This is a genomic window from Phyllobacterium chamaecytisi (assembly GCF_020164455.1).
Lineage (GTDB): Bacteria > Pseudomonadota > Alphaproteobacteria > Rhizobiales > Rhizobiaceae > Phyllobacterium > Phyllobacterium chamaecytisi.
Window position 1 is genome coordinate 210885 of the sequence record NZ_JAIQWW010000003.1, and the last position, 19170, is coordinate 230054.

General features: G+C 56.6%; 20 protein-coding genes. 10 read left to right on the plus strand and 10 right to left on the minus strand.

Features of this window, described 5'->3' with window-relative positions:
- Positions 1–7: 7 nt before the first annotated feature.
- The 7 genes from LB462_RS06610 to LB462_RS06640 all read left to right on the plus strand — a co-directional run bounded on the left by LB462_RS06610 (position 8) and on the right by LB462_RS06640 (position 10130).
- Complete coding sequence (locus tag LB462_RS06610) at positions 8–1294, plus strand: CmpA/NrtA family ABC transporter substrate-binding protein (RefSeq protein WP_224506523.1); 1287 nt, start codon at positions 8–10, stop codon at positions 1292–1294.
- A 355-nt stretch (positions 1295–1649) separates the two neighbouring features.
- Positions 1650–2948 (plus strand): CmpA/NrtA family ABC transporter substrate-binding protein, encoded by a 1299-nt coding sequence (locus tag LB462_RS06615; RefSeq protein WP_224506524.1) that lies wholly within the window; start codon positions 1650–1652, stop codon positions 2946–2948.
- Positions 2949–2958: 10 nt separating this feature from the next.
- Positions 2959–3852, plus strand: coding sequence for a nitrate ABC transporter permease (gene ntrB, locus LB462_RS06620; protein WP_224506525.1), 894 nt, complete (start codon positions 2959–2961; stop codon positions 3850–3852).
- Positions 3853–3863: 11 nt separating this feature from the next.
- Positions 3864–4661 carry an ABC transporter ATP-binding protein gene (locus LB462_RS06625; protein ID WP_112531485.1) on the plus strand — a complete coding sequence of 266 codons (798 nt, stop codon included), beginning with the start codon at positions 3864–3866 and terminating at the stop codon, positions 4659–4661.
- A 19-nt stretch (positions 4662–4680) separates the two neighbouring features.
- Entirely contained in the window at positions 4681–7128 is a 2448-nt protein-coding gene (gene nirB / locus LB462_RS06630) for a nitrite reductase large subunit NirB (protein ID WP_224506650.1), read from the plus strand.
- A gap of 4 nt (positions 7129–7132) precedes the next feature.
- The gene (nirD, locus tag LB462_RS06635) at positions 7133–7465 is read left to right on the plus strand and encodes a nitrite reductase small subunit NirD (protein WP_183662987.1); all 333 of its coding nucleotides are present in this window, start codon (positions 7133–7135) and stop codon (positions 7463–7465) included.
- A gap of 1 nt (position 7466) precedes the next feature.
- Positions 7467–10130: a nitrate reductase gene (locus LB462_RS06640; RefSeq protein ID WP_224506526.1), complete on the plus strand. Its 2664-nt coding sequence runs from the start codon at positions 7467–7469 to the stop codon at positions 10128–10130.
- 45 nt (positions 10131–10175) lie between these two features.
- On the opposite strand, the gene LB462_RS06645 is transcribed toward LB462_RS06640, so the two are convergent.
- On the minus strand, positions 10176–10610 hold the full coding sequence (locus LB462_RS06645; RefSeq protein WP_370637076.1) for a CAP domain-containing protein: 435 nt from the start codon (positions 10608–10610) through the stop codon (positions 10176–10178).
- A 266-nt stretch (positions 10611–10876) separates the two neighbouring features.
- Here LB462_RS06645 and LB462_RS06650 point away from each other — a divergent pair, with 266 nt between their 5' ends.
- From LB462_RS06650 to LB462_RS06660, 3 genes are all read left to right on the plus strand, one after another.
- Entirely contained in the window at positions 10877–11218 is a 342-nt protein-coding gene (locus LB462_RS06650) for a hypothetical protein (RefSeq protein WP_183662979.1), read from the plus strand.
- 83 nt (positions 11219–11301) lie between these two features.
- Entirely contained in the window at positions 11302–11577 is a 276-nt protein-coding gene (locus LB462_RS06655) for a hypothetical protein (RefSeq protein ID WP_158482250.1), read from the plus strand.
- A gap of 112 nt (positions 11578–11689) precedes the next feature.
- Positions 11690–12079 carry a DoxX family protein gene (locus tag LB462_RS06660; RefSeq protein WP_224506527.1) on the plus strand — a complete coding sequence of 130 codons (390 nt, stop codon included), beginning with the start codon at positions 11690–11692 and terminating at the stop codon, positions 12077–12079.
- Here the strand turns inward: LB462_RS06660 and LB462_RS06665 are convergent.
- The 9 genes from LB462_RS06665 to LB462_RS06705 all read right to left on the minus strand — a co-directional run bounded on the left by LB462_RS06665 (position 12076) and on the right by LB462_RS06705 (position 19156).
- A complete protein-coding gene (locus tag LB462_RS06665; protein WP_224506528.1) occupies positions 12076–12852 on the minus strand; it encodes an amino acid ABC transporter ATP-binding protein in 777 nt (258 codons plus the stop codon). The two genes, LB462_RS06660 and LB462_RS06665, sit on opposite strands and share 4 nt — an antisense overlap.
- A gap of 10 nt (positions 12853–12862) precedes the next feature.
- A complete protein-coding gene (locus LB462_RS06670; protein ID WP_370637077.1) occupies positions 12863–13528 on the minus strand; it encodes an amino acid ABC transporter permease in 666 nt (221 codons plus the stop codon).
- 1 nt (position 13529) lies between these two features.
- Positions 13530–14192: an amino acid ABC transporter permease gene (locus LB462_RS06675; RefSeq protein ID WP_224506529.1), complete on the minus strand. Its 663-nt coding sequence runs from the start codon at positions 14190–14192 to the stop codon at positions 13530–13532.
- 68 nt (positions 14193–14260) lie between these two features.
- On the minus strand, positions 14261–15106 hold the full coding sequence (locus tag LB462_RS06680) for a transporter substrate-binding protein (RefSeq protein ID WP_114431052.1): 846 nt from the start codon (positions 15104–15106) through the stop codon (positions 14261–14263).
- A gap of 217 nt (positions 15107–15323) precedes the next feature.
- Positions 15324–15827 (minus strand): YciE/YciF ferroxidase family protein, encoded by a 504-nt coding sequence (locus LB462_RS06685; RefSeq protein ID WP_224506530.1) that lies wholly within the window; start codon positions 15825–15827, stop codon positions 15324–15326.
- A 125-nt stretch (positions 15828–15952) separates the two neighbouring features.
- The gene (locus tag LB462_RS06690; RefSeq protein WP_224506531.1) at positions 15953–16825 is read right to left on the minus strand and encodes an SMP-30/gluconolactonase/LRE family protein; all 873 of its coding nucleotides are present in this window, start codon (positions 16823–16825) and stop codon (positions 15953–15955) included.
- Positions 16826–16827: 2 nt separating this feature from the next.
- Positions 16828–17469, minus strand: coding sequence for a 2-dehydro-3-deoxy-6-phosphogalactonate aldolase (locus tag LB462_RS06695; protein ID WP_224506532.1), 642 nt, complete (start codon positions 17467–17469; stop codon positions 16828–16830).
- A gap of 5 nt (positions 17470–17474) precedes the next feature.
- Positions 17475–18392 carry a 2-dehydro-3-deoxygalactonokinase gene (locus LB462_RS06700; protein ID WP_224506533.1) on the minus strand — a complete coding sequence of 306 codons (918 nt, stop codon included), beginning with the start codon at positions 18390–18392 and terminating at the stop codon, positions 17475–17477.
- Positions 18389–19156, minus strand: coding sequence for an SDR family NAD(P)-dependent oxidoreductase (locus LB462_RS06705; protein ID WP_224506534.1), 768 nt, complete (start codon positions 19154–19156; stop codon positions 18389–18391). The genes LB462_RS06700 and LB462_RS06705 overlap by 4 nt, the downstream gene beginning before the upstream one ends.
- Between the last annotated feature and the right edge of the window lie 14 nt (positions 19157–19170).

Consider the following 19170-nt stretch of genomic DNA (forward strand, 5'->3'; position numbering starts at 1 on the left):
AACTAGAATGAGTTTCATCCCGACCGGAATTGATCAGCACAAGAGCGGGCTAACAGCTCCTGCCACGATCCGCACGGAAAGTGCCAAGCTGGTTCGCGCCGGGTTCATCCCGCTCGTCGATGCCGCTGTTCTCATTGCCGCTTCGGAATTCGGATTTGCCGCTCGCGAAGGTATCCAGATAGATCTGGTCAAGGACGTTTCATGGGCCAATATCCGCGACCGGCTGGCGTTCCGCCAGTTCGACATCGCGCATATGCTAGCTCCGATGCCGGTCGCCGCGGCGCTAGGCCTCGGGTCCAATCCTTCTCCGGCAATTGCTCCTTTCATGCTCGGGCGTGGCGGTAACGCCATCACGCTTTCCGTAGAGCTCTATCGTCGTATGCAGGAAAAGGCAGGTCTTGCTGGACATGAAGATGCCCTGACCAATGCCAAAGCGCTCAAACTGGTAATCGAGGAAATGCGGGCAAAGGGCGAGGCTTTGCCGGTCTTGGGGATGACCTATCCCTTCTCCTCACATAATTATGAATTGCGCTATTGGCTGTCAGCTGGCGGTCTTCATCCGGAAGAGGATGTAAAACTGGTCGTGGTGCCACCACCGATGACATCCGACGCCCTATCCGCGGGAGCGATCGACGGGTTCTGCGTAGGGGCACCGTGGAATATGGTAGCTGTGTCGCGCGAAGTTGGGCGCATCGTTGCGGTCAAGGAAGATATCTGGCCTTCCAGTCCGGAAAAGGTCATCGGCGCCAGACCGGAATGGGCAGAGCAGAATCCCGAAACACTCTCACGGTTGATTGTGGCACTCGATCGCGCGGCAGCATGGTGCGATGTTTCGGACAACCGGCGTGAACTGGCGCAGATCTTGGCGGAACCCCGTTATCTCGACGTGCCATTCGACATTCTCCACCGGGTGCTCGTGGGACAATTCACTACTGATCCGAATGGGACCGAGCGGACTGTTCCAGAATATTTTACCTTCCATCGCCAGGGGGCAAATTTCCCGTGGATCAGTCAGGCCCAATGGATATTCAGCCAGATGGTGCGATGGGGGCAGGTCGCCTATTCGCTGGAAGCCCATCGGCAGGTTGCTTCAGCCTTCCGGCCGGATCTCTATCGCAACGCGCTTGGAAGCCGCGCCGATATCCCCGTGACGGATGTGCGCATAGAGGGAAACGCTGAGGATGACGTGTTCATCGATGGCGCCACGTTCGATCCAGAAGATATTCGTGGCTATGTTGCAAGTTTCCCAATTCGGAATACCGGCTCCGGAACCACGAACCAGAGTGACGTTTAGGACCGCACATGTTTTGTGCTGTGCACAATAAATTCGCACTCGACTGACGTTATCTGCACAAATCTGTTGCTTTGATTATTCGTAGGCCCCTCGCTTCTTGCAAGGCTAAACTAAAAAATATGTAATTTTTTCAGCTAGTTGCTGTTTTTATTAAGAGTTGGCACGCCGTTTGCATTGATAATTTTGTTCCGTCAATGACGACAGGAACCGCAGGCACCGGCATCGGGTGCTTTCAAAGACACAGACGTCGCTCGGCGAGTTCATTCTGCAGGTATGCCTGGAATGCACTCCATCCAGCGGCGTTTTTTTATGGCTCAACCGGCTGCAAAGGCCGACGCATTTCAGGGGAAATACTATGAAAGACATTCTGTCGACTGGCATGCATAGACGAAAGCTTCTGAAAGCGGGCGGAGCGCTGGCACTGTTTGCTGCCGCCAAATCTGCTTTTCCTGGTGGCGCTTTTGCGGCAGCTGCCGGTCCCGAGACCACAAAGGCAACGCTTGGCTTCATTGCGCTCACCGACTCCGCACCATTGATCGTCGCCAAGGAAAAAGGTCTGTTCGCAAAATATGGCATGCCGGATGTCGAGGTAGTCAAGCAGGCCTCCTGGGGCACAACACGCGACAATCTCGTATTGGGTTCGGCCGGTAACGGTATCGACGGCGCACATATCCTCACTCCGATGCCGTACCTTATCAGTACCGGCAAGGTGACCCAGAACAATCAGCCTCTACCGATGGTCATTCTCGCGCGGCTCAATCTCGACGCGCAGGGGATCTCCGTTGGTGCCGCCTATGCGGATATCAAAGTCGGCGCGGATTCTGGTTTGCTGAAAGAGGCTTTTGCCAAGAAGAAGGCAGAGGGCAGCCCAGCCAAGGCCGCAATGACATTCCCGGGCGGTACACATGATCTCTGGATTCGTTACTGGCTCGCAGCCGGTGGAATCGACCCCGACAAGGATGTCGAAACCATCGTGGTTCCGCCGCCGCAGATGGTTGCCAACATGAAAGTCGGCACGATGGACTGTTTCTGTGTGGGTGAGCCGTGGAATGCGCAGCTTGTCAACCAGGGCATCGGTTACACAGCAATCAACACGGCGGAAATCTGGGCCAAGCATCCGGAAAAATCTTTTGCCATGCGCGCCGATTGGGTCGAGAAAAATCCCATTGCGACCAAGGCACTGCTAATGGCCGTCCTCGAAGCCCAGCAATGGGCTGACGACATGGCGAACAAGGACGAACTGGCTGCAATCGTCGGCAAGCGTGCTTGGTTCAATGTACCCGCTACCGATATCGCCGGACGGTTGAAGGGCGATTATGACTATGGCTCCGGGCGTATCGAGCCGGCCAGTCCGCATTTGATGAAATTCTGGCGCGATCACGCATCTTATCCGTTTCAGAGCCATGAAAAATGGTTCCTGACCGAGAATATCCGATGGGGCAAATTTGCGCCGGATACGGACATCAACGCATTGGTTGGCAAGGTCAATCGGGAGGATCTCTGGCGCGAGGCGGCATCGGCCCTTGGCGTTGCCGCAACGGATGTCCCCGCTTCGACATCGCGAGGTGCCGAGACCTTTTTCGATGGCAAAGTCTTCGACCCGGACAACCCGCAGACCTATCTCGCCAGCCTCGACATCAAACGTTTTGCGTGAAGGAACCGGTATGATTGCCAGCCCCGTACGGATGAATCCACAAAAACAGCCACACACCCAAGCAAAGGTCGTGACTTTGAGCACTCCGAGATCATCTGTTGCTCGGCGGCCCTTCCCGCAGTGGCTCTCCGCCCTTGCAGGACATATACTGCCGCCGCTGGTAACGCTGGCGTTTCTGCTGGTTCTTTGGGAAGTCATTTGCTCCTCGCCAACGGCGAGTGTTCCCTCTCCGTCACGCGTTGTATCCGAAACCTGGGAATTGATTGTCCATCCATTCTATGTCGGACAAGGCGTCGACCAAGGTTTGTTCTGGCACATCCTCGCCAGTCTCAAGCGTGTAGCCCTCGGCTATTGCCTTGCAGCAATCGCAGGGATCGCTCTCGGTGCGCTGGTAGGTCAGAGCGACTGGGCGATGCGCGGTCTTGATCCGATCTTTCAGGTCTTGCGCACCGTTCCACCGCTGGCCTGGCTGCCGCTGTCATTGGCAGCTTTCAAGGACGGCAACCCCTCGGCAATCTTCGTGATCTTCATTACGGCCATCTGGCCGATCATCATCAATACGGCGGTTGGTATCCGCAATATTCCGCAGGATTACCGGAATGTTGCAAGGGTGCTGCGTCTCAATCAGTTCGAGTATTTCACCAAGATCATGATCCCGGCCGCCGCACCGTACATCTTCACGGGTTTGCGCATCGGCATCGGTCTGTCCTGGCTCGCCATTGTTGCTGCTGAAATGCTCATTGGTGGTGTCGGCATAGGCTTTTTCATCTGGGACGCATGGAACTCCTCGCGCATGAGCGACATCATTCTCGCGCTCATCTATGTCGGCATGGTTGGCTATCTCCTCGATCGTGCCATTGCGTCCATTGCCAAAGTCGTCACCCGCAACACGCTCAGCGCCTGAAGGAAATAATCATGTCAAAACCCTATCTCTCGCTCGAACAGATCGACATGGTGTTCAGTCGCGGTGGCGCGAGCACACAAGTTTTGAACCAGGTCTCCCTCGACGTCGACAAAGGTGAGTTCATATCGATTATCGGCCATTCCGGCTGCGGGAAATCGACGCTGCTCAACATTGTCGCCGGCCTGACAGAGGCAACGCGCGGCGTGGTGCTTCTTGAGGGCGTTGTCGTCGATGCACCGGGACCAGACCGGGCGGTGGTGTTTCAGAACCATTCTCTGCTTCCGTGGCTGACAGTTTATGAGAACGTCAAACTGGCCGTGGACAAGGTTTTCTCGGGCACGAAAAGCCGGGTCGAGCGGCATGAGTGGACCATGCGCAACCTCGAACTGGTTCAGATGGTTCATGCCAAGGACAAGCGCCCGTCGGAAGTATCGGGCGGCATGAAGCAGCGTGTCGGCATTGCTCGGGCATTGGCGATGGAGCCAAAAGTCCTGCTTCTCGACGAACCGTTTGGGGCTCTTGACGCACTGACGCGTGCACACCTCCAGGATCAGGTGATGCAGATTCATGCCGAACTTGCCAATACAGTACTGATGATCACTCACGACGTGGATGAAGCGGTGCTTCTTTCTGATCGCATTGTCATGATGACAAACGGACCATCGGCCAAGATCGGAGAAGTCCTGGACGTACCGCTTGTTCGTCCGCGCCGCCGCATCGAACTCGCGTCGGATGCTACCTATATTCGCTGCCGCTCGGCAGTGCTGAAGTTCCTCTACGAACGTCATCGGCTTGTGGAGGCTGCGTGAGATGGAAGCACCTGAGAAAATGCAGAAGCTGGTTATCATTGGCAACGGCATGGCACCGGGCCGCGCGCTGGAACATTTGTTCGAACTGGCGCCAGACGCTTATGACGTGACGATTTTCAATGCCGAACCGCGTGTCAATTATGATCGGATCATGTTGTCGCCGGTGCTTTCCGGCGAAAAGGAATTCGAGGAAATCATTATCCATGGCGATGGCTGGTACATCAAGCATGGGATCATGCTGTATAAGGGCCACAAGGTGGTCAATATCGACCGCGTTGCCAAAACGGTTACATCCGATGCGGGAACGACCGAACCCTACGACAAGCTTCTGATCGCCACCGGGTCTTTACCTTTTATCCTGCCGGTGCCTGGCAATAACCTTCCAGGTGTTTTGACCTATCGCGACCTCGATGACGTCAGGGCAATGCTGCTGGCGGCGCAATCGCGGGCAAAGGCCATTGTCATCGGCGGCGGATTGCTGGGTCTCGAAGCGGCAGCTGGTCTCAAATCCCGCGATATGGACGTGACCGTCCTGCACGTCATGCCGACATTGATGGAGCGGCAGCTCGATCCTGCAGCGGGCTATCTCCTCGAGAAGGCGGTTGAAGCACGCGGCATCAAGGTCCTCACCAAAGCCAGCACCAAGGAGATTATCGGGGAAAAGAAAGTCGAGGGTGTCCTGCTTGCCGACGGGACGGTGCTCCCCGCCGATCTTGTGGTGATGGCTGTGGGCATCCGGCCAAGTGGTTCGCTCGCCAAGGAGGCGGGGCTTGAATGCAATCGCGGCATTGTCACGGATGCCGGAATGCGTACATCCGATCCGGACATTTTTGCCATTGGCGAATGCGCGGAAGTCGGCGGCCAGTGCTACGGACTTGTCGCACCGCTCTACGAGATGGCGCGGGTGGTTGCGGCCCAGCTTGCAGGCAATAGCGAGGCAGCCTTTGTCCATAGCGAAACGCCGACCAAGCTGAAGGTCACCGGTATTAACTTGTTTTCGGTCGGCGATCTGGGAGAGGGGGACGACCGGCAGGAAATCGTGTTGCGCGATGCCTCTGCGGGCGTTTACAAGCGCCTCGTTCTCAAGGATGACCGCATCATCGGGACCGTTCTATATGGCGAAACCTCCGATGGTGCCTGGTTCCACGATCTCACCAAAAAGCGCACCGACATTTCGGAGATGCGCGAGACCCTGATTTTCGGCCAGTCCTATCAGGGAGGGTCCCCGCTGGACCCTATGGCGGCCGTTGCAGCCTTGCCAGATGATGCGGAAATCTGCGGTTGCAACGGCATTTGTAAGGGAAAGATCACCGGCGCCATTACGGGCAAAGGACTGACATCGCTTGACGATGTGCGTGCACATACCAAGGCTTCCGCCTCCTGCGGAAGCTGCACCGGACTTGTCGAGCAGCTTTTGTCGCTGACATTGGGAGATAGCTATAACCCTTCCGCAGTCACGCCCATGTGCAGCTGTACCGATCTCGGCCATGACGATGTGCGCCGCCTGATCAAGGCAAAGAGTCTGAAATCCATTCCTGCTGTGATGCAGGAGCTTGAGTGGAAGACCTCCTGCGGCTGCGCCAAATGCCGCCCGGCGTTGAACTATTATCTCGTCTCGGATTGGCCGGATGAATATGCCGACGATTACCAGTCACGTTTCATCAATGAGCGCGTCCACGCCAATATCCAGAAAGACGGGACCTATTCGGTCGTTCCGCGCATGTGGGGTGGCATGACCAGCTCGAAGGAACTGCGTGCCATCGCCGATGTCGTCGATAAGTTCGAGATACCGGCGGTGAAGGTCACCGGTGGTCAGCGCATCGACATGCTCGGCATCAAGAAAGAAGATTTGCCCGCTGTCTGGGCCGATCTTGGCAAGGCTGGCTTCGTCTCAGGCCAGGCCTATGCCAAGGGTCTGCGCACCGTGAAGACCTGCGTCGGGACGGACTGGTGCCGGTTCGGTACGCAGGATTCCACTGGACTGGGCATCCGCATCGAGAAGTTCATGTGGGGATCGTGGACGCCAGCCAAACTGAAAATGGCGGTATCCGGCTGCCCACGCAATTGCGCCGAGGCGACCTGCAAGGACATCGGAATTATCTGCGTCGATTCAGGCTTCGAGATTCATTTTGCCGGTGCAGCCGGGCTCGATATCAAAGGAACGGAAGTCCTTGGCCTGGTCCATACTGAGGATGAGGCGCTGGAGCACGTGGTGGCACTGGCTCAGATGTACCGCGAGCAGGGCCGGTATCTGGAGCGCATCTATAAATGGGCCAAGCGTGTCGGCCTCGATGAAATCCGCCGGCAGATCATGGGCGATGCGGATAAGCGCAAGGGGTATTTCGACCGCTTCGTCTTCAGCCAGAAATTTGCGCAGGTCGATCCCTGGTCCGAGCGAGTGTCCGGCGTGGACAAGCACGAGTTCCAGCCCATGGCGACCATAGCTTACCAGCAAGCAGCGGAGTGAGGGCATGAACGACTGGATTGAAATCGGTGCGCTCAACGATATTCCTCGGCGTGGCGCGCGCTGTGTGATGACACCGCAAGGCAAGATCGCCGTATTCCGCACGATGGAGGATCAGGTCTTCGCCATTGACGATCATTGTCCGCACAAAGGCGGGCCGTTGAGCCAAGGGATTGTCCATGGTGCTTCGGTGACTTGCCCGCTGCACAATTGGGTGATTTCGTTCGAAACCGGCAAGGCGCTTGGAGCCGATGAGGGCAGCGTCAAAACCATTGCGATAAAGCGCGATGGCGAGCGGATATTTGCCCTGCTTGAGCGCACTGCCGTGGCGGCGGAATAGAATGCTTGAATTCCCCACTACCGTTCGCACCACCTGCGCTTATTGCGGAGTGGGCTGCGGCGTTCTCGCCACAAGGGAGGAGAGCGGAGCGGTTCGCATCAAGGGTGATCCCCTGCACCCTGCCAATTTCGGGCGTCTTTGCTCGAAAGGCTCCGCTCTTGGCGAGACGCTCGATCTGGAGGGGCGGCTGCTCGAACCGCAGATAGGGGGCCAGCCCGCAAGCTGGGATACAGCGCTCGATCTCGTGGCAAGCCGCTTTACTGAAACCATAAGCGAACATGGCCCTGACAGCGTAGCCTTCTATGTCTCCGGCCAATTGCTGACCGAAGATTATTATGTCGCCAACAAGCTGATGAAGGGCTTTATCGGTTCGGCCAATATCGACACCAATTCGCGGCTGTGCATGTCGTCTTCGGTGGCGGGACACAGGCGCGCTTTCGGGTCGGATACGGTTCCCGGAACCTATGAGGATCTGGATCTCGCCGATCTCATCGTCCTGACGGGCTCCAATCTTGCCTGGTGCCATCCTGTGCTCTATCAGCGCATCGCCGCTGCAAAGGTCAGGCGTCCGGAGATGCGCGTCGTGCTTATCGATCCGCGCCGCACCGTGACCGCCGATATTGCCGACATGCATCTCAAAATAAAACCGGATGGCGATACGGCATTGTTCGTCGGTCTGCTCGGGTTTCTCGCAGCGCAGGGCGCGGTCGAGCGGCATTATGTCGAGCGATACACGTCGGGGTTCGAGGCGGCATTGGCTATCGCCAACAGTCACGATCTGCGCAGCATTGCCGCACGGACCGGGATCTCTCCCGAAGAACTTCGTGCGTTTTTTGAACTGTTCACGCGAACCGAGCGAAGCGTGACGGTTTACAGCCAGGGTGTGAACCAATCGGCCAGCGGCACCAACAAGGTCAATGCCATTATCAACTGCCATCTGGCAACGGGTCGCATCGGTCGTCCGGGTATGGGGCCGTTTTCGATCACCGGTCAGCCCAATGCCATGGGCGGCCGCGAGGTTGGCGGATTGGCGAACATGCTGGCGGGCCATATGCATCTGGAAAATGCCGGGCACCGCCAGCTCGTGCAGGCGTTCTGGGACGCTCCGACCATTGCGTCGAAGCCGGGACTGAAGGCTGTCGATCTTTTTGATGCGGCGCGGGCAGGGAAGATCAAGGCGCTATGGATCATGGCGACCAATCCGGTGGATTCTATGCCGGAGGCGGATCTTGTCATCGAAGCCTTGAAAACCTGTCCTTTCGTCGTTGTTTCCGACATCAATGCGATGACAGATACGACATGCTATGCCGATGTGCTTTTGCCGGCGGCCGGTTGGGGCGAGAAAGATGGCACCGTCACAAACTCCGAGCGGTGCATTAGCCGGCAGCGTGCGTTCCTGCCGCTGCCGGGCGAGGCGAAGCCGGACTGGTGGATTGTTACACAGGTGGCCCGGCGCATGGGATTTGCCCCTGGTTTTCCATATGAAAGCGCAGCGCAGATTTTTGCCGAACATGCGGCGCTTTCGGGCCACGGAAATCACGGCACACGCGACTTCGACATCAGCGCGCACTCCGCCATAGTAGACACGGACTACGATGCACTTTCGCCATTTCAATGGCCCCAGGGCAGGGATGAGCCCGCGACCGAAAAGCGCTTCTTCGGGCAAGGCGAGTTCTATACCGACGACCGCCGCGCCCGCTTCGTGGCGGTGCGACCGGCGAATGAGGAAGCAATCGATCCGCGCTTCGCCTTCACGCTGAATACCGGCCGTGTCCGCGATCATTGGCATACCATGACCCGCACAGGAAAAAGCGCGCGTCTTTCCGCCCACTTTGCCGAACCCTTTGCCGAGATCAATCCGCTCGATGCCGCAGAGCAGGGCATTGCCGACGCCAGTCTGGTCAAACTCGGTAACGATCATGGTAAGATCGTCGTCCGGGCATTGCTGACGGACCGGCAGGAGAGGGGCAATATCTTCGTGCCCATGCACTGGAACGGGCAATTTGCCGGCAATGCGCGGGTGGACAGGCTGGTTACCGCCAATGTCGATCCGGTTTCCGGGCAACCCGCTTTGAAGATGGCACGCGTCGCGGTCAAACCGTTCGCTGCCCGCTGGTATGGCTTTGCCGTATTGCATCATAAGCCTCTGCCCGATGCGGAATATTGGGCCTTGGCCAGGACGGACGGAGGCTACCGGCTCGAACTTGCCGGTCATAGCGTGCCTGGGGACTGGAGCGCCTTCGCGCGGAACCTATTTCAGGCAGAGAGGGATATCGAATTGCTTGCCTATCACGATGCACACCAGGATCAGCATCGTATCGCGGCATTCGATGATGAGAGGCTGCTCGGCGCACTTTACGTGGCGCGCGAACCGGTGACTGTTTCGCGCAGCTGGGCCAGCGAACAACTGACACGGCAATTCACAGATGCGCGACAACGCTTCCAGCTTCTGGCGGGGCGACCGGGCAAGGATGTGCCGGACAAGGGTGCAATTGTCTGCGCCTGTTTCTCGGTCGGCTGTAACGAGATTGCCTCTGCCGCCCATGAGGGTTGCACGACTGTGGAAGCAATCGGCGAACGCCTGAAGGCCGGAACCAATTGCGGCTCCTGCCGCGCCGAAATCCGCGGAGTTATCGACGCATGCAAAATCGTTGCGGCGGAATGACGTCTGCCAACGGGTGTCCTGGCTGTTCGCGGCAACACTCTGCCGTTATCCGCAAGCAAAGAAAGTCGAATAAGCTCCGTACACAGAAACTCCGGCGTATCGCATGTTGGGCCGAAGCATGTTCGTGTTGTGACCTGCGGAATTCCTCCATCCAGAAAAAAGAGCCTGTGCACTTCTATATCTAACACCGACGTTTTCCGTACACACTCCACTCAGTCCGGCTGCTTTTGCTTGGGCTGATCTCTGGCGGAAGCCATCATGGCCGATAGTTCCCCGGGCCGCTTGCTCCCGGCTATGTTGCCGTGCCAGGGCTTTCAGCGTGCCATTGGCGGCCAGCGGCGATAGGCCATGGCTCGTCCTGTAGGAATTGATAAGCGTTAGCGTCTGGGGGCCAAAATCGCCCGCCATTGCGATGGGCTGTGTCGTACCTGCACATCCAGAAACCAGAACCGCAACTGCCATCGTGTGTAAGATTTTCATTCTCGGATTTCCCCCTGTGTCGTTTACTACGGCTTGAGACACTGTTGCGGCAGGGCCGCAATCAAACTTGAACCCACCCTTTTACATGTGTCTGAGGCATAAGAATGGTTATGGAACTACGGTTCTCGCTAGAAGCATAGACCGGCAATCCCAGCGAGCTCCCGAAAGAAGACGGCATTTGAAGCCCTGTAGTCATCGATAAGATATCCAAGCATGGTTGATTGTCACACAAAAGGATGGATAGTCACCAGGATGGAGAGCCGAAAATGAAGCCCAACGATGACGACGAACACCTGATAGAAACGCTTTTCCGCAATGGCACGATTACCGTCGTGGGTGTGGTGCTTTCATTTTCCCTGGGCTTTCTTACGCAGTGGGCCAGCAATCCAATACCGTGGAGACTTACCGACCTGCCGACGCTGGTGGTCATAGCTATAGGTATCGTCTTTCAACTGCGTTCCCTCGCTTTACTTTTGCAAACGTCGTCACTGAAAAAAGTCGTCTACGACAAGGCAAGTCGGCTGTTTCTGAATGGCGTGATCATCACCGGGGCCGGCGTTTTTCTGGCGATCCTCATCGACACGTTCCGGTTGCTGATGGAGCGTTAACCGACACTTGCGATTGAGCGGTTCCGCCTCTTGATTTGCAACCAGCTGCCTGTTGTGTTGCCGGTCACTAAGGAGACCCTTCAATGCGATTAGAGACTGACTTTCCCGATCACCGCAACGGCCGATTTTCACGCGAACCTGTGCCATCCCATTGGCCCCGGAACGTAAGGCAACTATCGCTGAAAGGCAGTGCTTTGTTCGGCATCAATGAAGAGACCGGCAATCTCTATTGGGATGGCAAGTTGATCCAGACCTCCAATCGGCTCGGCAATTTTGAGCGGGGCCTCGGTATTGTCCTGACCACAGCGATTGTTGTGATGGCCATACTTGATGCTGCAGGGTTCTTTTTCGGCCATTAGTTGCCTTCGGACAAGGACGGGACCCCGTTTTCATTCTTTGTTTCGAATAGAACGGTCACTCTCGGTGTTATTGGCACACACCCCTCGTGAAGTGTTGTTAGCGGAGGATAGTATGGAAGGTTTTCAGGCCCCCGTCGCGCTACTGGCCAGGCTGTTTCTTGCTTATATCTTTGTCATGGAAGGCTGGGGCAAGATTGCCGACTATGCCGGTACTGCCGCGTATATGGAGACCAACGGTGTTTCAGCCAAGCTGTTGCCGCTCGTCATCCTAACCGAACTCGGTGGTGGGGTTCTCGTCGCTGCCGGTTTCATGACCCGCTATGCTGCTGTCGCGCTTGCCGGGTTCTGTCTGTTAACGGCTCTTTTGTTTCACACAGACTTTGGAAATCTCGAACAATTGATCAATTTTAACAAGAACATCGCCATTGCTGGCGGGTTTTTAGCTTTGTTGGCTTTTGGTCCGGGTGCGTGGTCAGTCGATGCATGGCGGAAACGAGGCTAACGCTCCCCGAAACTCGATGTTTTGAGAAATTCGGAAAGCCGTTCGCTCTTCGGCTTGTGAAACATTTCGCGCGGGTTCCCCTCTTCACCGATCCGCCCCTGGTTCATGAAGATGACGCGGTTGGAGACCTCGTAAGCAAACCGCATCTCGTGGGTGACGAGCAGCATGCTCATGCCGTCCTGAGCCAGCGACTTGATGACCTGCAAGACCTCGTTCACAAGCTCGGGATCGAGCGCTGATGTCACTTCGTCGAAGAGCATCAATCTGGGGTTCATGGCGATGGCACGCGCGATCGCCACGCGCTGCTGCTGGCCGCCAGAAAGCTGGCCGGGGAAATGATCTGCGCGGGCCAGGAGACCGACACGATCGAGCCATTTCTCGGCAATAGATCGTGCTTCGTCTTTGCTCAACTTCTTTACCTTCATCAGCCCGAGCATAACGTTGCGGGCAGCGCTCATATGCGGGAAAAGGTTGAATTGCTGAAAGGCCATACCGGTCAATGCCCGCTGGCGCGCGATCTCCTTTTCCTTCTTACGGCGGCGCTGTCCACCTAGCGTCTCATAGCCGATCTCCTCGCCGTCGATGCTGATTGTGCCGCCCTGGAATTCCTCCAGCATGTTGATACACCGCAGCATGGTCGTCTTGCCGGAGCCACTCGATCCGATGATGCTGATGACGTCGCCTTGCGCCATGGTGCAATCAACGCCTTTTAGTACTTCGACATCGCCGTAGCTTTTGTGCAGGTCGCGGATTTCCAGAAGATGGTTTGGCATCGTTATCGCCTCAGGACGGAATAGCGGTCTTGCGTTCGACATACCGGCCGAAACGCTCGATGGCATAATTGATGATGAAATAGAGAAAGCCGGCGAAGAAATAGAACTCGAGGCTGAGAAACGATCGCGAGATAATTTCTTGCGTACGCAGAAGCAACTCGGCAACGCCGATGATGGAGAGCAATGTCGATGCCTTGACCATTTCTGCGGCCGTATTCACCCAGGCAGGCAGAACCTGGCGCAGCGCTTGCGGCCCGAGCACATAGGCAAAGGTTTGCGGGAACGTCAGGCCGATCGCCTTGGCGGCTTCCGTCTGGCCCTTTGGGATGGCTTGCAGCGCTCCTCGGACTATCTCTCCGACATGGGAACTGCAGAACACAGCGAGAGCCAATACGCCGGCCTGAAACGGGCTGAGATCAAGGCCAATGGTACTGAGCACATAGTAACTTGCCAGCACGAGAACCAGAACCGGCGTACCGCGAATGAAATCCGTATAGCCGCGCACGATCCAGCGCAGCGGCCGAACGCCATAGGTCAGAGCAAGACCGACAAATATTCCAAGCAACGTGCCGAAGCAAATTGCCAACAGGGAAATCGAAATGGTGAAACCGAGACCCTTGAGGATCGGTATGCGGGCCAGCCAGAGAATATCGAGGAAATGAGCAATGTCCATCATCTCACCTCGGCACTGACAGGCGACGCTCGAGAGCACGCATCAACGCGGCGAGGATCGAACAGGTTATAACGTACAGGCAGCTGGCGACGATCCAGGTCTCAATGACACGGAAGGTCTCGACATTGATCTTGCGTGCCTCGAAAGTCAGCTCCGGAACGGCGATCGCCGCCGCGAGTGACGTATCCTTGAACAGCGAGATGATTGTACTGCTCAGCGACGGCAAGACATTGCGGAACATCAGCGGCGCGATGATCGAGGTCTGAATCTGGATTTCCGTAAGGCCGATGGCGAGCCCCGCTTCTCGCAGCCCAACAGGAATTGACAACAGACCTGCGCGGAAAACCTCTGCAAGATACGCGCCGGAATAAAGTGCGAGCGTGAAAACGAAACTCTCGATCTTGCCTAGCCGGAAGCCCAGCTGTGGCAGCGCGAAATAGGTGAAGAGAACAAGCACGAGGATCGGCGTGTTGCGGATGATCGTCACGTAAATTCCGGCTGGACGCCGCGCAAAGCCGTTCTTCGATATCAGACAGAATGCCGTGAACAGGCCAATCGCTGCACCAATCAGGATTGCACCAAAGGCCAGGGCGAGGCTGAGCGCCAGCCCTTCGAGCAGAAGATCGAAGCTTCGCCACACTGCAGCAAAATTCAGCGTATAACCCATGATGTTCCTGTTATCCGGAACGAGAAGGAAACGGCTCCGGAAATTTCCGAAGCCGCAGCGTGATCGCGTTACTTGTATTCGACCGGGAAGCCGATTTGCGGGGGCGTCAGATCCTTGCCGAACCAGGTTTTGAACGATTTCGCATAGAAGTCGAACTCAACACCGGTCATTGCTTCGTGTAGCGCAGTGTTGACGAAGTTCAGCCAATCCTGATCGCCACGCTTGACGCCGCAGGCATAGGTCTGCGGATTCCAGCCATAGCCGGCATCCTTGTAGCGGCCCTGGTTCTGGGTCATGTACCACGCAAGCGACGACTGATCTGTCGCCGCCGCGTCTGCCCGACCGGACTCAAGAGCCTGATAGATAAGGTCGACGGATTCGTATTGGTCGACCTTGGCTTCCGGCAGAGCTGCATGAACCATGCTTTCAGCATAGACATTCTGTAGAACGGAGATCGTGACCGCCGAGCCGGCAGCTTTCAGCGCGGCATAATCGGCATATTTGCTGTCGGCCTTGAGCATGAGACCAACACCTTCCCGGTAGTAAGGAATGGTGAAAGCGATCTGCTGTGCCCGTTCGCCTGTCACCGTCATGAACTGGCAGGTGATGTCGACTTTGTCCGTTGTGATATTCGGAATGCGCGCGTCGGAAGATTGATTGACGAATTCGATCTTCTCCGGGTCATTAAACAGAGCTTTGGCGATGATATGACCCATGTCGACGTCAAAACCCTGAAGCTTGTCGTCTACGCTCTTGAAATGCCATGGCGCATTGGTGCTGCCGGTGCCGAGGACCAGATGACCCCGGGCCAGAACCTCATCCAGTTTGCTTTTGGTTTCCTGTGCGAACGCCGTAAGTGAAGGCAGCATCGCGAATGCGGCTACAGCGGCCGCTACACGCAGTCGGTTGGTCATCTTCGTTCCCCTATTCGTCTAGCGAATGTTTTCATTATGATCCATTATTATGGAATATAGTACCTAATAATGGATCGCCAATAGAATGACAGCGGCTTCGACTTGTCAAGGGTCCTTGAACGATGATGAACTCGACTGTTTTATTTACATGCTGTGGGCGATAAAACAGAAAGCCCGCATCAGCGGCTGATGCGGGCTTTTGCAGAATGGCACTAAATCAGGCCGCTGCGGCGTTGACCCGGCTTTCAGCCATAGCTGTCAATGCCTTGTCCGTATTCATTTCTTCCTGGAGATTCTGCTGGAGCAGCGCCGCACAGTCGTTACGCCCGAGCTGTTTTGCCCAAGCGACAAGGGTACCATAGCGCGTGATCTCGTAATGTTCGACCGCCTGCCCGGCGGCGATGAGCGCAGCATCCAGAACCTGATCGTCATCGACCTCGCCCGAGACATCATCGGCTTCCTCGAGAATGCCATCGATCGCTGGGCAATTGACGCCAGCAATGTCTACTCCATGTAATTTGAACACTTGTTCCAGACGATCGATCTGCATCTCGGTCTCCTGAAGGTGTTTCTCGAAACCGTTCTTCAACTCCTGATCGGAAGCCTTGTCGATCATTTCGGGCAGAGCCTTCACGATCTGGTTTTCCGCATAGTAGATGTCACGCAGCGTATGGACGAAGAGATCGTCCATCGTCTTGATATCTTTGGAAAAAAATCCCATGTCGTCCTCCTGGTTGGCCACAGCTACCCCTTCGACAGCTTTGCAGCTTCCGCAAAAAGTAGCTCGCTCACTTGGTTTACAGGGAAGTAACGATGGGTCGGACGAATGGTTCCTTGCCCGATAAACTACAGTCGCACGGGCGGATCGAACCGGCCTTTGCCGGCAACTTCCACCAGATACGTCTTTCCCGCATCGGGATCGCTCTGGTGCATGGCGTCACTCATTTCGTGGTAAGCCGTTGTCACAATGAGGTTGGCACTGTCTTCACTGATAAATGCCGGGCAGGATGGCTGGCAGACCGGTATTTCGATCGAACGGAGCCGCTTTCCCGCCGGCGAAAAGACATTAATGCAGGAGCCTCCCCAGCAAGCATTCCACAAACTTCCTTCGGCATCGACCACGGACCCATCGACGCCGCCCTTCTCCTTATGCTGGTAGAACAACACGGGTTCACCGATAGGAAGGCCTGTCTTCGGATCGGTGTCGACGCGCCAAATGATGTTCTTGCCGGTGTCAGCAAAATAGGAAATACGGCCATCCGGCGAAAAACAGATCGAGTTGGGAATCGATATATCGCTGAATAATTTGCGCAATTTGCCTTGGCGATACCAATAGATCGAGCCGGCTCCCTTCTGTGTCTTTCCCATTGTGCTGACCCAAAACGCTCCAGCGGGATGAACGCGCGCGTCGTTGGACCGGGTGGCAGGATTGTCAGCCTCGATCGGCTGATGCATCGTTGTATGCCCGGTCTGTCGGTCGCGGATGAAGAGCCCGGTTTCGGTAGCAATCAGTTGCCGCTTCTCATCGATGACAGCAAGGGCGCTCGCCATTTGCCCAAGAGCATGAACTTTGGCCGTACCGCCAGCCAAAGGCTTCTCGAACAGACGGCCGGTGACAATATCGAACCACCACGCGGTCTTCGTCAGCGGATCATAGCCGGGCCCTTCGCCGAGCTGGACGGGCTCATCGTGGAACAGACTGATCTTCGGTTGCTGCACAATCACCACCCGGCAAAGAGGCGATCATAGGCCTCGACCGTCGCCTTCGCGCGTTCTCGGACGAACGACGAAGTGGCACCGACCTTGTAAAGGCTCGAGCCCAAACCAAACGTGCGAACACCGACCTTTTTATAGGCAGCAAACGTTGTCTCATCGACACCGCCGACGGCGCCGATCACCGTCCCCTTCGGCAAAATGGCGCTGATCGCCTTGATCCCGTCAGGTCCGAGTGCGCTCGCAGGGAAGAACTTGAGACCGGATGCGCCGGCCTTCAATGCAGCCAAAGCTTCAGTTGGCGTGAAGACGCCGGGCATCGTCACCATGCCCGCTTTGGCTGCAGCCGCCAGTACTTCGGCATCGACATTCGGACTGATCATCAGCCGCCCGCCAGCCGCATCGAGCCGCGCGATATCGGCAGGATCAAGCACGGTACCGGCTCCGATCAACACATGCGCGGGCATGTTTTTCGCAAGCAATTCAATGGATTGAAACGGCTCCGGTGAGTTCAGCGGTACTTCGATAACATCGATGCCGGCTTCGACCAGTTCCTCGCCAATGGCCAGAACCTCGTCCGGTTTGACGCCGCGCAGGATGGCGATGAGATCGCGCTTGAGCTTCGGCCACGGAGCGGAGACTTGAGACATAGAAACTATCCTTTGGCTGGCCAAATGCTGAAAGCGGCTACGAAAAGGCCTTTGCGCACGGCTTCGTCGGCGTCGACAAGGTCGAAATCGAGACCGGCGATATGAAGTGCCTTGCCGTAAAGGGCCGCCATCGCACCGGAAGCCACGAGTGTTACCCTGCTTTCAGATTTTGCTTTTGCGCCGGCAATTTCCGCGCCGATGAGCAGACCCGACAGACGCGATGCCGCGCCCTCCGGGGATAAATTATCGAGGAGCATGGCGGCGCGAATCCCGAAGAGTTCGCCAAGCATACGCTCCCCGGACAGCATGAGTTCGACGGCAGCCTTGAATTGTGGATGGTCCGGCGAAGCGTGTGTCGCGGCATCGCCAATGGAATGGCGCAAGATCGATTGCGAGGCGAGCAGCGCGTAAAGTTCGCCCGTAAGGTAGGTGGAAAAGCTCCTCGCCTTCCCCTCTTCCAATGCGACCCACTTGGAGTGCGTCCCCGGCATCGCAATGATTCCATTGGATAAATCACGATCGAGGATCGCGCCGAGCAGTTGCGTTTCCTCACCGCGCATGACATTCGGAGAACTCCCGGATTGCGACAGTCCGGGAATGATGCGCACATCGCGAGTGATGCCTTCGATCTTCACTGCACCGGAAAGGATGGCCTTAAGATCGGCCGGGACCGGGACGTAATTGGCTTCGACCCAACCCTGGCGCGATCCGGCCATTCCGCAGATGATAACCGGAAGATCGGCTGGCGCACCAAGCGCTGACAAATGGCCTTCCAGCGTCTCCGTAAAACCACGAGCACGGGATGTATCGAGGCCGTCGTCGGAGCGTTTCTCAGCTAGAACATGCCCGTTTCCGTCGACAAGCCAAAGGCGAAAACGGCTTGTTCCCCAATCGCTTAGCGCATAACAGGCCGCGTTGCTCACAGGTAACCGCCGTCGACAATCAACGTCTGGGCGCTGAGCATGCGGGCAGCGTCGGAGGCAAGGAAAAGGCACGGTCCAACCATGTCGCCAGGCAGGATTTCCTCGCGCAGAACCTGCTTGTTGAGATGGACCCGGAGGCCTTCCTCCGTGACCCAGTGAGAGCGCTGGCGATCAGTCATCACCCAGCCCGGTGCGATGGCATTGACGCGAATTTTTTCCGGTCCAAGCCGCCCCGCCAATCCCTTGGTAAGACCGATGATTCCGGCCTTTGCCGCCGTGTAGGCGGGCAGATTGCCCTGGTTGATCATGAAGGAGGTCGAGGTAAAATTGATGATCGAACCGCCACCCGATTGACGCATGCCGGGCACGACAGCCTGCGCCGCAAAAAACTGCGGACGCAGATTAATCGACTGGTTCTTGTCCCAATATTCGACGGTCACATCGTCGATATCGTGCCGGTCATCCCAAGCCGCGTTATTGACGAGAACTGTAATTGGTCCATTGTTATCAATGGCTTGCGCAATCGCGTTCCGCAGGGCTTCGATGTTGGAAAGGTCCGCTTTGAGGTAAAGGGGCCGGTTGCCGTACTGCTCGTCCAGGGAGTCTACGAGGGCCTGTGAGGCCGCCTCGGCGATGTCGATAAAGGCAACACGCGAACCTTGGGCGACAAAGCCTTCGGTGAGCGCGGCACCGATGCCCGACCCTCCCCCGGTAATGAGTACGGAACGATCTTTCAGATCCGGAAATATGGCAGAGGGCATCATAGCAGGAAACTCAC